The organism is Qipengyuania soli (assembly GCF_015529805.1).
Lineage (GTDB): Bacteria > Pseudomonadota > Alphaproteobacteria > Sphingomonadales > Sphingomonadaceae > Qipengyuania > Qipengyuania soli.
Genome location: NZ_CP064654.1, coordinates 2,870,494 through 2,883,107, shown reverse-complemented (window position 1 = coordinate 2,883,107; position 12,614 = coordinate 2,870,494). Strand labels below are relative to the sequence as shown.

Annotated in this window: 15 protein-coding genes and 1 tRNA gene; 8 read left to right on the top strand and 8 right to left on the bottom strand. The window is 65.4% G+C overall.

The features are described from left to right. Positions 1-18: 18 nt before the first annotated feature. Genes IRL76_RS14370 through IRL76_RS14360 form a run of 3 tightly spaced genes read left to right on the top strand, consistent with a single transcriptional unit; the run spans position 19 to position 2,079 of the window. The gene (locus IRL76_RS14370) at positions 19-1,131 is read left to right on the top strand and encodes an S-(hydroxymethyl)glutathione dehydrogenase/class III alcohol dehydrogenase (RefSeq protein ID WP_200981994.1); all 1,113 of its coding nucleotides are present in this window, start codon (positions 19-21) and stop codon (positions 1,129-1,131) included. A gap of 54 nt (positions 1,132-1,185) precedes the next feature. After that, on the top strand, positions 1,186-1,566 hold the full coding sequence (locus IRL76_RS14365) for a VOC family protein (RefSeq protein WP_200981993.1): 381 nt from the start codon (positions 1,186-1,188) through the stop codon (positions 1,564-1,566). Positions 1,567-1,572: 6 nt separating this feature from the next. After that, on the top strand, positions 1,573-2,079 hold the full coding sequence (locus IRL76_RS14360) for a prolyl-tRNA synthetase associated domain-containing protein (RefSeq protein WP_200981992.1): 507 nt from the start codon (positions 1,573-1,575) through the stop codon (positions 2,077-2,079). On the opposite strand, the gene IRL76_RS14355 is transcribed toward IRL76_RS14360, so the two are convergent. Next, positions 2,072-3,148 carry a serine hydrolase domain-containing protein gene (locus tag IRL76_RS14355; protein ID WP_246449849.1) on the bottom strand — a complete coding sequence of 359 codons (1,077 nt, stop codon included), beginning with the start codon at positions 3,146-3,148 and terminating at the stop codon, positions 2,072-2,074. The genes IRL76_RS14360 and IRL76_RS14355 overlap by 8 nt on opposite strands. A gap of 153 nt (positions 3,149-3,301) precedes the next feature. Here IRL76_RS14355 and fghA point away from each other — a divergent pair, with 153 nt between their 5' ends. Further along, entirely contained in the window at positions 3,302-4,144 is an 843-nt protein-coding gene (gene fghA, locus IRL76_RS14350; RefSeq protein WP_200981990.1) for an S-formylglutathione hydrolase, read from the top strand. Here fghA and metW read toward each other — a convergent pair. Both metW and metX read right to left on the bottom strand, forming a co-directional pair. After that, positions 4,141-4,725, bottom strand: coding sequence for a methionine biosynthesis protein MetW (gene metW / locus IRL76_RS14345; protein WP_200981989.1), 585 nt, complete (start codon positions 4,723-4,725; stop codon positions 4,141-4,143). The two genes, fghA and metW, sit on opposite strands and share 4 nt — an antisense overlap. Continuing rightward, complete coding sequence (gene metX / locus IRL76_RS14340) at positions 4,722-5,810, bottom strand: homoserine O-acetyltransferase MetX (RefSeq protein WP_200981988.1); 1,089 nt, start codon at positions 5,808-5,810, stop codon at positions 4,722-4,724. Before metX ends, metW begins: the two co-directional genes overlap by 4 nt. Before the next feature lie 111 nt (positions 5,811-5,921). Here metX and hisC point away from each other — a divergent pair, with 111 nt between their 5' ends. Next, positions 5,922-7,022, top strand: a complete 1,101-nt coding sequence (gene hisC, locus IRL76_RS14335; protein ID WP_200981987.1) for a histidinol-phosphate transaminase — start codon at positions 5,922-5,924, stop codon at positions 7,020-7,022. After that, positions 7,019-7,924: a prephenate/arogenate dehydrogenase family protein gene (locus IRL76_RS14330; RefSeq protein ID WP_200981986.1), complete on the top strand. Its 906-nt coding sequence runs from the start codon at positions 7,019-7,021 to the stop codon at positions 7,922-7,924. Before hisC ends, IRL76_RS14330 begins: the two co-directional genes overlap by 4 nt. Here IRL76_RS14330 and IRL76_RS14325 read toward each other — a convergent pair. From IRL76_RS14325 to ftsE, 5 genes are read right to left on the bottom strand one after another with little or no spacing between them, the layout of a single operon-like run. Continuing rightward, positions 7,921-8,472: an MOSC domain-containing protein gene (locus IRL76_RS14325; RefSeq protein ID WP_200981985.1), complete on the bottom strand. Its 552-nt coding sequence runs from the start codon at positions 8,470-8,472 to the stop codon at positions 7,921-7,923. The two genes, IRL76_RS14330 and IRL76_RS14325, sit on opposite strands and share 4 nt — an antisense overlap. Beyond that, the gene (locus IRL76_RS14320; RefSeq protein ID WP_200981984.1) at positions 8,465-9,145 is read right to left on the bottom strand and encodes a lysophospholipid acyltransferase family protein; all 681 of its coding nucleotides are present in this window, start codon (positions 9,143-9,145) and stop codon (positions 8,465-8,467) included. The genes IRL76_RS14325 and IRL76_RS14320 overlap by 8 nt, the downstream gene beginning before the upstream one ends. 8 nt (positions 9,146-9,153) lie before the next feature. Then, entirely contained in the window at positions 9,154-9,684 is a 531-nt protein-coding gene (locus IRL76_RS14315) for a YdcF family protein (RefSeq protein ID WP_200981983.1), read from the bottom strand. Then, a complete protein-coding gene (locus IRL76_RS14310) occupies positions 9,681-10,613 on the bottom strand; it encodes a cell division protein FtsX (protein WP_200981982.1) in 933 nt (310 codons plus the stop codon). Before IRL76_RS14310 ends, IRL76_RS14315 begins: the two co-directional genes overlap by 4 nt. Next, on the bottom strand, positions 10,610-11,335 hold the full coding sequence (gene ftsE, locus IRL76_RS14305) for a cell division ATP-binding protein FtsE (RefSeq protein ID WP_200981981.1): 726 nt from the start codon (positions 11,333-11,335) through the stop codon (positions 10,610-10,612). The genes IRL76_RS14310 and ftsE overlap by 4 nt, the downstream gene beginning before the upstream one ends. Positions 11,336-11,492: 157 nt before the next feature. On the opposite strand from ftsE, the gene IRL76_RS14300 reads away from it, so the two are divergent. Continuing rightward, the gene (locus tag IRL76_RS14300; RefSeq protein ID WP_200981980.1) at positions 11,493-12,359 is read left to right on the top strand and encodes a zinc-ribbon domain-containing protein; all 867 of its coding nucleotides are present in this window, start codon (positions 11,493-11,495) and stop codon (positions 12,357-12,359) included. A 91-nt stretch (positions 12,360-12,450) separates the two neighbouring features. Further along, a tRNA-Leu gene (locus IRL76_RS14295) sits at positions 12,451-12,537 on the top strand. Positions 12,538-12,614 lie beyond the last annotated feature (77 nt).

Sequence of the window (12,614 nt, the reverse complement as noted above, 5' to 3'; positions counted from 1 at the left end):
CGAAGGAGAAGAGTACCCATGAAGACCCGCGCCGCCGTTGCCTTTGCCCCCAAGCAGCCGCTCGAAATCGTCGAGCTCGACCTCGAAGGCCCCAAGGCGGGCGAGGTGCTGGTCGAGATCATGGCGACGGGCATCTGCCACACCGATGCCTACACGCTCGACGGGTTCGACAGCGAGGGCATCTTCCCCAGCGTGCTCGGCCATGAAGGGGCCGGCATCGTGCGCGAAGTGGGCGCGGGCGTTACTAGCGTGAAGCCGGGCGATCACGTGATCCCTCTCTACACGCCCGAGTGCCGCCAATGTAAATCGTGCCTCTCTGGCAAGACGAACCTGTGCACCGCGATCCGCGCGACGCAGGGCAAGGGCCTGATGCCCGACGGGACCAGCCGCTTTTCCTACAAGGGCGAGACGATCTTCCACTACATGGGCTGTTCGACCTTCTCGAACTTCACTGTCCTGCCCGAAATCGCGGTCGCGAAGATCCGCGAGGATGCACCGTTCCAGACCAGCTGCTACATCGGCTGCGGCGTGACCACCGGCGTCGGAGCGGTGGTCAACACAGCCAAGGTGCAGGTGGGCGACAATGTCGTGGTCTTCGGCCTCGGCGGGATCGGCCTCAACGTGATCCAGGGCGCCAAGCTCGCGGGTGCGAACATGATCGTCGGCATCGACATCAACCCGGACCGCGAGGAATGGGGCCGCAAGTTCGGCATGACCCACTTCCTCAACACCAAGGGCATGAGCCGCGACGAGGTTGTCGCCAAGGTGGTGGAGATGACCGACGGCGGTGCTGACTACACTTTCGACGCGACCGGCAACACCGAAGTCATGCGCACCGCGCTTGAGGCGTGCCATCGCGGCTGGGGCACCAGCATCATCATCGGCGTGGCCGAAGCGGGCAAGGAAATCGCCACCCGCCCGTTCCAGCTGGTCACCGGGCGCAACTGGCGCGGCACCGCGTTCGGCGGCGCCAAGGGACGCACCGACGTGCCCAAGATCGTCGACTGGTACATGGACGGCAAGATCGCCATCGACCCGATGATCACCCACGTCCTGACGCTGGAAGAGATCAACAAGGGCTTCGACCTCATGCACGCAGGGGAATCGATCCGCAGCGTCGTGGTCTATTGAATGCATTCGACACCGCATTAAGGTGGCGAATCGAAACCCAAGGAGAGAGTCCCCATGTACAGTCACATGATGGTCGGTTCGAACGACCTCGAGCGTTCGAAGAAATTCTACGACGCCACCTTCAAGGCCATCGGCGGCAAGGAAGGTATCACGGACGAGAAAGGTCGCCTCATCTATCTCCACAACGGCGGCGCCTACCTCGTCACCAAGCCGATCGACGGCGAGCCGGCTACTGCCGGCAACGGCTGCACCATCGGTATCGCGATGACTCCTGAGCAGGCCGACGCCTGGCACGCAGCGGGCGTCGAGGCCGGCGGCACTGCCATCGAAGATCCGCCGGGCGTGCGCGGCGAAGGCACTCCCAATGCCATGTACCTCGCCTATCTGCGCGATCCCGACGGCAACAAGCTCTGCGCCCTCCACCGGATGGGCTGACCGCGCTTGCACCAACGCGGTGAAGAGGGATTGCTGGCCGACCTTGCGTCGCTGGCAATCCCTTTTTCGTCCCAGGAGCACATTGCGGTCTTCACGGTCGAGGAAAGCCGCAAGGTCGACCGGGACATTCCCGGCGCACACACCAAGAACCTTTTTCTCAAGGATACCGCCGGCTCTTTCTGGCTGGTCACCGTCCCAGCTGAATCCCGGGTCGACCTGAAGGCTCTGCCGCAAGCCATCGGCTGCAAGCGGGTAAGCTTCGGCAAGGCCGAGGACATGGAGCGGCTGCTGGGCATCTCGCCCGGATCGGTCACCCCGCTCGCGATGATCAATGCCGCTTCGGGAAGCGTGACGGTCGTGCTCGACGCTTCGCTCGCCGATGCAAAGCGGGTCAATGTCCACCCGTTGCGAAACACCGGCACGCTGGGCCTTGAAGGCGCAGCCATTCTGCGGTTGCTCCGCCACTGGGGCCACGTCCCCAAGGTCGCGGCAATTCCGACGGTCGCTAGCTAGCCGCCATTGCCATCCACATCGCGCCCATCAGCCCGGCCGAACGCGTGTCGCCGACCAGGCTGGGGTGCATCCGGTTCATGACGAAGGCGTAGGTCGCGCGGGCGTCGAAATCGATGACTGCGAGCGATCCGCCATAGCCACCCCAGAAGGCCATGTTCTTGTTGGGCATGGGAAGCATCTCGCCCGGCAGGCCGAAGCCAAGGCCATAGCGGATCGGCATATTGAGCAGCACCATGTCGTGCCCCTCGACCTGCTGGTCGAGCACCCGGCGGCAACCTGCCTCCGACATGATGCGCTTGCCGTCGAGCTCACCGCCATTCGCCAACAAGGCATGGACTCGCGCGACCGAGCGGGCATTGCCCGTACCGCCCGCCGCCGGGATTTCCGCCCCGCGCCACTCGCGCGTGCGGGTTACCAGCGGATCGATCGGAGGATTGGCGAGGCTCTTGCGCTGGATCTCGCTGCTGAAGTCCCCGATGGCCCCGTTCGGCGGGTCGAGATCGGCAACACGGTAGTCCTCCGACGCGGGCAAGCCAATATGGAAATCCGCGCCAAGCGGCTCGGCGATCTCTTCGCGGAAGACCGTGCCGATCGACTTGCCGGCAACGCGTCGGACGACCTCGCCGACAAGATAGCCCTGCGTGATCGCATGATATCCGGGCGCACTGCCCGGTTTCCACCAGGGTGCTTGGGCGGCGAGCAGCGAGGTCGCCTTCTCCCAGTCGTAAAGGTCTTCGCCGGTCATTGGCTCTTCCCAGCCCGACAGGCCTGAAGAGTGACTCATCAAGTGACCGACGGTAACCGCTTCCTTGCCGTTGGCGGCAAACTCGGGCCAGTAGCGCGCGACCGGCGCGTCGAAGTCGATCTCGCCACGGTCGGCCAGCAGCAGCGCGGTGATCGCGCACATGGTCTTGGTGGTTGAATAGACATTGACGATAGTGTCGGCGTCCCAGGCCCGCGTCTTCTCTACGTCGGCCCAGCCGCCCCAGACATCGACAACCGTCTCGCCATCGATCGTGGCGCAGAACGACGCTCCGAGGTCGGCCCCGCTTGCAAGGTTCGCTGCCATGAACTGGCGAACCGCCGAGAATTTTTCGTCACAATGCCCGTGAACTTCCATCGCGCTCTCCCAACCGCGTGATCCGCACGGTTCATGGCCTGCGGCGAGACATGCGGCAAGCCCGCACTTGCAGGCGGACAGCGGCGCGGCCAAGGGACAGGCATGACACTCGAATATCTCTCGCAAAACCGCGCCTTCAACGGCGACCAGTTCGTCTGTTCGCACATGTCTGAGACAACCGGCACGGAGATGACCTTCTCGGTCTATGTCCCGCCGCACATGCCCGGAGTGAAGCTGCCGGTGTTGTGGTACCTCTCGGGCCTGACCTGCACCCACGCCAACGTCACTGAGAAGGGCGAGTATCGCGCGGCCTGTGCAGAGCACGGCATTATCTTCGTCGCTCCCGACACCTCGCCGCGCGGCGAGGACGTGCCCGACGCCGCCGACGAATACGACTTCGGCAAGGGCGCGGGCTTCTATGTCGACGCGACGCAGGAACCGTGGGCCGCGAACTATCGGATGCGCAGCTACGTCGAACGCGAACTGCCCGACCTGATCGCCGAGCATTTCCCCGTCGATCTCACGCGGCAGGGCATCACCGGCCACTCGATGGGCGGCCACGGCGCACTGACGATCGGCCTGCGCAATCCCGACCGCTTCCGCTCGGTCAGCGCCTTCTCGCCGATCGTGAACCCGTCGCAGGTGCCGTGGGGCGAAAAGGCCCTCAGCCGCTATCTTGGCGAAGATCGCGATGCCTGGCGCGAATACGACGCGGTCGCCCTGATCGAAGACGGCGCGCGGCTTGACCACCTGCTCGTCGACCAGGGCACAGCCGACAATTTCCTCGAGGAGCAATTGAAGACCGGCGCCCTCGCCATGGCTTGCGCCAAGGCCGGGATGAAACCCGAAATCCGCATGCAAGAGGGCTACGACCACTCCTACTACTTCATCTCGACCTTCATGGCCGAGCATGTCGCCTGGCATGCAGCGCGAATGGGGGCCTAACGCGAGAGTTCGAACACCGCGAATTCAGCGCGCAAATTGGCTGCGGCTGCACCGACCGGGCGCCCGCCGGAAAAGAACCACTCGTTGTCGATCCGCGCACCCTTATCCCGAGCCAGCTCACGGAAGTCGGCAACGGTGACGTGGTGGATGTTCTGGGTCGCGTACCAGCTCACTGGAATGCTGCGCGTGACCGGCATCTTGCCGCCGAACATGAGCGCGGCGCGGGTGCGCCAGTGGGCAAAATTGGGGAACGAGACAAATGCACGAGTGCCTACGCGCAGCAATTCGTCGAGCATGCGGTCGGGCCTCGCGGCGGTTTGCAGAGTCTGGCTGAGGATGGCGTAGTCGAAACCCTTGTCGGGATAGTCGGCAAGGTCCCGGTCGGCATCGCCCTGCACCACAGAAAGTCCCTGCGAAACACAGCGCTCGACGCAACCCGCATCGATCTCGATCCCGCGCACGTCACAGCCCGCCTCGCGCATTGCGAGCATCAGCGCACCATCGCCGCAGCCGATGTCGAGCACCCTGCTTCCGGGGGTCACATGATTGACGATGACGGCAAGGTCGGGACGAAGCATCATCCGAGGAATCCCCCGATGACCCGGTCGAGCGCGGGCACGTCGAGCAAGAAGCTGTCGTGTCCGTGCGGCGCGCTGAGTTCGACAAAGCTGACCGCCGCGCCTGCCGCATTGAGCGCATGGACGACATGACGGCTTTCCGGCGTGGGATAGAGCCAGTCGCTGTCGAAGCTGACGAGGCAGAAACGTGCGCTGGTGCCCGCGAAGGCATCGGCAAGCTTGCCGCCGTGCTCCTCGGCCAAGTCGAAATAGTCCATCGCGCGCGTGATATAGAGATACGAGTTGGCGTCGAAGCGCTGGGTGAAGCCGCTCCCCTGGTAACGCAGGTAGGATTCGACCTGGAAGTCGGCGTCGAAACCGAAGCTCTTCGCCTCCCGGTCCTGCAAATTGCGCCCGAATTTCTCGGTGAGCGCTTCTTCGGAAAGGTAAGTGATATGCGCCGCCATCCGCGCCACGGCGAGCCCGCTGTCGGGCGCATCGCCGCCGTAGTAATTGCCGTCTTGCCAGCGCGGGTCCGCCATGACCGCTTGCCGCCCGAGCTCGTGGAAGGCGATGTTCTGTGCCGAATGCCTGCTGGTCGAGGCGATGACGAGCACGCGCTCCGCCCTCTCGGGCCAGTTCGCGGCAAGGCTCAACGCCTGCATCCCGCCCATCGAGCCGCCGACCACCGCATGCAACCTCTCGATCCCCAAAGCGTCAAGCAGGCCGACATGTGCGCGGACCATGTCGCGGATGGTGATGACCGGGAAACGCATGGCGTAGGGTTGGCCATCTTCGGCGAGGCTCGCCGGGCCGCTCGACCCCATGCAGCTGCCGATGACATTGGCGCAGATGACGTGGAAGCGGTCGGTGTCGATTGGCTTGCCGGGTCCGACCATCCGTTCCCACCACCCGGGCTTGCCGGTGATCGGGTGCGGCGAGGCGACATACTGGTCACCGGTCAAAGCGTGGCACAGCAGGATTGCGTTCGAACCGTCCCCGGCCAGATCGCCGTAGGTCTCATAGGCCACCTCGACGCGCGCAAGCTCGCCCCCGCCGTCGAGCGGCAGCGGAGCGGGCAGGACCAGCGTGTCGGAGCGAGCGTTCAAGAAAGGGGCCTTGGCAAATCGGACCTTGGGGCGAAACAATGAAACCCTGCCTCTAACCGCAACCCTTGCGCTTGTCGAAGGGCCGATATTCTTTCATGCGGCAAAGCCAGAATGGCAGAGAGACCAACCCTGAAACCGTGGATCGAGGCTATCCACGCCTATGTGCCCGGCAAGTCGAAGACTTCCGACGGGCGTCCGCTCGTCAAACTGTCGGCGAACGAGAACCCTCTCGGCTGCAGCCCGAAGGTGCTGGAGGCGCTCGCAGGTAAGCACCAGCCGAACTTCTACCCCGACCCCGACGCGACCGCTCTGCGCGAGGCGATCGGCGCCGCTCATGGCATCGACCCCGCGCGGATCGTCTGCGGCACGGGCTCGGGCGAGCTGCTGCATTGCGCGGTGCAGGCCTTTGCCGGACCGGGTGACGAGGTGCTGTTCCCGCGCTTCTCCTTCTCGCTCTACCCGCTGCTCGCCTGGAAGGTCGGCGCCGAGGTCGTGATGGCCGATGCCGTCGATTACGAGCCGAATGTCGACACGCTGCTGGCAGCCGTGACGCCGCGCACGCGGGTGGTGCTGCTCGACAATCCCAACAACCCGGTCGGCACCTGGCTGCCGCGCAGCGAGGTCGAGCGGCTTCATGCGGGGCTTCCGGCCGATGTCCTGCTAGTCGTCGACCAGGCCTATGCCGAATTCCTCGAGGACGGGCTGGACGATGGCGGCATGGAGCTTGCCGCTCGGGCCGACAATGTCCTTGTGATGCGGACATTTTCCAAGGCCTTCGGAATTGCCGGAGAACGCGTGGGCTGGGCGACCGGAGCGCCGCATCTCGTCGATGCGCTCAACCGGCTGCGCGGAGCATTCAACGTGACTGCGAGCGGGCAGATGGCCGCGCTCGCCGCGCTCTCCGACCCCGAATTCGTCCGCTGCGCCCGCGATGCGAACAATGCGTCAATGAAGCGCTTCATCGACGACCTGACTGCGCTCGGAAACCATGGTGTTCGGTGCCTGCCGAGCAAGGCCAATTTCGTGCTGGTGGTTTTCGAAGGCGATCTCGACGCGACGACCGCGCTCGAGGCGATCGGCGAGGCCGGCTATGCCGTCCGCCACCTGCCCGGACAAGGCCTGCCCGAGGCGCTGCGCATCACCATCGGGACACCGGATCAGATGGACGACATCACCGCGGTCCTGCGCCGGCTGTGCGAGGGCGCGGCATGACCGTCTCGCGCGTCGCCATCATCGGGCTGGGCTTAATTGGCGGGTCCATCGGTCTTGCCGTTCGCGAGATGCTGCCGGACGTCAGGACCACGGGCTGGGATGCCAGTGCCGATGTGCGCAAGCGCGCCGCGACACGCGGGCTGGTCGGCACGGTCTGCGAAACGGCTGCCGAAGCGGTGGCGGAGGCAGAACTCGTCATCCTCTGCGTGCCTGTCGGCGCGATGGGAGAAGCGGCGCAAGCCATAGCCGGGGCGCTGCCCGCAGGGGCCATTGTCAGCGACGTCGGCTCGTCCAAGCGCAGCGTTGGCGAGGCGATAGCCAGGGCGCTTCCCGGCGCGACCGTCATCCCCGCGCACCCCGTCGCGGGGACCGAGAAGAGCGGGCCCGATGCGGGCTTTGCCGAACTCTTCCGCCACCGCTGGTGCATCGTCACTCCGCCTGCTGGCGCGAGCGAGGAGGCCGTCGCCAAGGTGTCGGATTTCTGGGAAGGCCTTGGCGCCAAGGTCGAGATCATGGACCCGGCGCACCACGACGTCGTGCTTGCAGTGACCAGCCACATCCCCCACCTCATCGCCTACACCATCGTCGGCACCGCCAGCGATCTCGAGGACGTGACCCGCGGTGAGGTGATCAAGTATTCGGCCGGTGGTTTCCGCGACTTCACCCGCATCGCGGCCAGCGACCCGACCATGTGGCGCGACGTCTTCCTGACCAATCGGGACGCCGTGCTCGAAGTGCTCGGCCGCTTCACGGAGGACCTCACCGCGCTCCAGCGCGCGATCCGCAATGGCGACGGCGACACGCTGTTCGACCTGTTCGAGCGGACCCGCACCATCCGCCGGTCGATCATCGAGGAAGGCCAGGACGACGCGCGCCCCGACTTCGGGCGCTCCGACCACTAGACCCGTTCGAGCCTGACATGCGGCTCGGGCGGCAATATCGCCACGACCGCATCGCCGGCGCGAACTTCGCCCCCCTTCAACACCACGCCCATGATCCCGGTCTTGAGAACTGCGCGTCCCTGCGCGTCTCGCCCGATCATCGGCTTGAGCAGGCCCGGACGAAAGTTCTCGATCTGGCGACAGGGATTGCGGAGGCCCGTGACCTCGATCTCAGCTGTTCCACCGATCTGCAGCCGTGTGCCACGCGGCAGGTCGATCAGATCGAGCCCGCGAACGAGGATGTTTTCGCCCAGGTCGCCAGCGGCAAGGTCGAAGCCGAGACCCGCCATCTCCTCCAGCAGCTCGACTGAGATCAGATGGACCTGTCGCAGGTTCGGTTGCGAGGGATCGACCGCGACGCGCGAGCGATGCTTTACCGTCCGGCCCAGATGCGCGTCGCCTTCGACGCCCAGTCCTTCGATCAGAGTGACCGCATCGCGCACGGGCTTGGAGAAATTGTGACCGGGACGCGCGCTGACCGCGACGACGCTCCCGATCTGATCAGTCATTGAGCGCGTTGATCGCGGTCCGCACCCGCGCCTCGACCTCATCGCGCGGCAGGCCCGGGGGGATCGGCTCTCCAAAGCGATAGATGATCCGTCCCGGCTTCTTGAGCCAGCGATGGTAGACCGGGCCACTGTTCACAGCCACCGGGACCACCGGCAGGCCAAGCATCTTGTAAAGACCAGCGAAGCCCGACTGGAGCTCGCGGTTCTCGCCATGCGGGACCCGCGTTCCCTCCGGAAAAATGACCAAGGGACGCCCTTCCGCCGCAAGCGCTTTCGCGGCGCGGATCATCTTCATCAGCGCCTTCGCTCCGGCGTCGCGTTCCACCGGCACCAGCCCGAAGGCAGTAGCGGCACGCCCCCACAAGGGAATGCTGAAAAGCTCCTGCTTGGCGAAGACCGAGGGAAGGTAGAACAGGCGCGGCGCATCGATCGCCTCGAAGAAACTCTCGTGCTTGATCGCATAGAGCACCGGCTCGTCGAGCGGCGCGCCTTCGATCACGATCTCGCAGCCGAGGAGGTGCGTCAGGCACCAGCGCTGCCAGCGCGGCCAGTCGCGCACACGGGCTCGGAACAGGTCGACGCTGAACGGTAGGGAGAGGAGCGATGCCGAAGTGATCAGCAGCGAGCCGATGTAGAAAGCGACGTAGAACGCGATATTCCTCAGCAACCGCATCGCTTGTCTCAGACCGGAAGGCCCTGCGAGATCGATGCAGCGAGGAGCTTGTTGTATTCGAGATAGAGGGTCGCGAGGTCGGGCTGCGATACCACCGCATCCTTCACGATTTTCGTACCTTCGGGCAGGGCCTCGCTGAACTCGGACGCGGCGCGCGCCATGTGCCAGTCGGTGGTGACGAGGCGGACCGAGGAGAATTCGTTCTCCTTCATCCACTGCGCCGCTTCGCCAGCATTGCTACGCGTATCGACCGCGAGGTAGCCCAGCTTGACGCAGCACTTCATTAGCCGCCGGGGCACGTTGAACTCTGCGGCGAACTCACCCTCCTTCACTTCCGGGTCGACGCCCGAGACGAACAGTTCCTTCGCCAGCCCCTCTTCCACGACCTCGAGTCCGCGCGCGATCCGGCCCGGACCGCCGGTCGGCACGATGACCGCGTCGGTCTTTTCGCCGGAGACGGGCTTGGGCAGCGTCACCGCGAAGGCGAGGAAGCCGAAGGTGTAGACAAGCAGCAGGGCCGCAACGAAACGCAGGATCACAACATTCTTCCGAGCGAGGACAGGACGGTCATGCGGGCCGTGTAGACCGCAATCGCAACCGCGAAAAGCGGAACCGTGGCCAGGATGATCCAGTCGGTGGTCCCGAGTCCTCCTCCCGCGACGAGCCCGGAATCGAGCGCAGCGAATTGCGCCCCCATCAGAAGGACGGCACCCGACCCGAGAACGAGTCCGAGCGCACCCCCCGCGATTCCGTCGAGCAGGATGGAACGCTGGAAGATGCGGGCGATCTGGTCGTCGTTCCCGCCCAGCAGGTGGACGATCTCGATCGTGTCGCGATTGGTCCCCAGCGCATTGCGCGCAGCCAGCCAGACTGCGGCAGCGCCGGTGAAGGCTAGCAGCAGGACGAGACCGAGCGACATCCAGCGCAAGGTGGACAGGGCGCGAAGGACCGGAGCCAGCCAGGTTGATTGTGCATCGATCCGTGCCGAAGGGGCCACCCGGGCAAGCTTGCTGCGAAGGCCCTCGATCAGCGCCTCGCTGGCTTCCTCGCGGAATCGCAGGTCGATGAGCGAGGGCAGCGGCAGGTTCTCGTCGCTTGCTCCGGCACCCAGCCAGGGTTCGAGCAGTTTCTCGACTTGGTCGTCGGGCAGCAGGCTGACCGAGGCGACGGCAGGATCGTCGGACAGGACCGCGACAGCCGCCTGCGCCTGCGCCGCGCGGGTTTCGCGGTTGGCATCGACGATCTGGACTGTCGCACCGCCGGCAAGGTCTCCGCCCGCCCGTTCGACGAGGTTGGCGAGCGCAAGGCCCCCGCCCGCAGCAAGTACCGTCAGCGCGACCATGATCGCGATCACCCACGGCATCGGGCCGCCCAGCCGGGCGCGGGGGAGCAGGTGCGCCGCCCGCTTGCCACGGAAGGGCGACAGGCCGCGCTCGACCGCGCGGGCCATGACCGGCGGCTTCTTCATGTGCCGGCCGCCACCCGACGCGGCGGATAACGCAACGCACCGGTGGGATCCGACAAAGTGCCCTTGTCGAGCCGCATGATGAGCGATTCCGGCACCTTGCGGATGAGGTGGACGTCGTGGGTTGCCACCACCACGGTCGTGCCAAGCCGGTTCAGCGCCTCGAACAGGCGGATCAGCTTCAACGCCATTTCGGGGTCGACGTTACCGGTCGGTTCGTCCGCGACCAGCATGTCGGGTCGTCCGATGACCGCGCGGGCGATGGCGACGCGCTGCTGCTCGCCGCCCGACAGCGTTGCTGGGCGGGCATCGGCGCGATGCGCCAGCCCGACCCATTCGAGCATGTCGCTGACCGGCCCCTGCAGGTCGGCCTCGCGCACGCCCGATACCCGCAGGGGAAGCGCGACGTTGTCGAAGGCGGACAGGTGGTCGACCAGCCGGAAGTCCTGGAACACAACGCCCATGCGGCGGCGATAGGCGGGAAGGCGGTCGCGCGGCAGGGTGATGACGTCGGTGCCGAACATGCGGATCGCCCCGCGCGAAGGGCGCTGGGCAAGGTAGAGCAGCTTCAACAGCGAGGTCTTGCCCGCACCGCTGGCCCCGGTGAGGAAGTAGAAGCGCCCGGGAAACAGGGTGAAGGAAATATTCGACAGGATCTCGCGGTCGGTGCCGTAGCGCAGCCCGACATTGTCGAACTGGACGATCTCGCTTTCCGCGCTGCTCATCGCCCGTTTGTCCCGTCACCGTGAAGTTTTATTGCGCCCGCCATCGTCACCAAGGCCTATAACCGCGCTTCGATGTGGAAAAAAGGCGCGATGCGGGGTTGCAAACAGGGCTCTCGCTTGTCGTGATTCGCGAGGCAGCTTAAGGCATTGAGCCAGGATGATCATTGCATGCCCCGCCTGCTCGACCCGCTACGTGGTCCCTGACAGTGCCATTGGCATCGAGGGTCGCACGGTCCGCTGCGCCAAATGCAAGCACAGCTGGTTCCAGGACGGACCGGATGTGGAGCGCCTGGTGGATGCGCCCATGGCTCCGTCGCCTGCGCCCGCCCCCCCTCCGCCCCCGCCTCCTCCTCCCGCTGCGCCGGTCGTCGACGAGGAACCCGATGCGGACGAGGCAGCCGCGGATCAGGACTTCAGCTACGGCGGCAGTGTCGCCGCCGGTGCCGCAGCGGAAGATTTCCGCAGCGGTCCCGATTTCGACGAGACCGAACCGCCCTATGGCGACGTGCAGGACGATCTCCCCCCTCCGCCCGAGCCGGAAGAGGACGACTACGCCTCGCAATTCGACCACGCCCCGCCGTTCAAGCCGCGTCGCAACATCACCAAGATGTGGACCTATGCGGCGGCGATCTTCGCCGTCCTGGCGACCGGGGCAATCGTGGCGGTCAATTATGCCGGCGTGCCCGAATGGATGCCGATGTCGAAGCCGCTGTTCGGCGCGGCGCAGCCCGACCTCGAATTGTCCTTCCCGGTTGAGCAGCAGGAGCGCCGCACGCTCCCCAACGGCACCGAATTCTTCGGCGCACGCATCATCGTCAAGAATACCGCGCGCGAGACGCGCAATGTCCCGCCCATCCTGATCGTCCTGCGCGACCAGCGCGAACGGCGGGTTTACAGCTGGGTCGTGAACCCGCCGCAGCCCACTCTGGCCCCGGGCGAGGAAATGACGATCAACGAAGCCGTGACCGACGTGCCCAAATCGGCCGTCTATGCCGATATCGGCTGGGCCCCGCGCGGAATGTAAGAAAGGTCCTTGCGGGCCTCACGCCTCGCTGCTAGTGGCGCGCTCCTACCGACGGGAGCCCGCCTTCATGGCATCCCGAGCAGGACTGTGTGCGGTCGTGGCGGAATTGGTAGACGCGCAACGTTGAGGTCGTTGTGGGCGAAAGCCCGTGGAAGTTCGAGTCTTCTCGACCGCACCAGACAGTCCTGAATTCCTTCCTGTCTCACAGTCTTACGATTTGCCCCGCGCGACGCGCTCGGCTATCGGCGCGCGCAA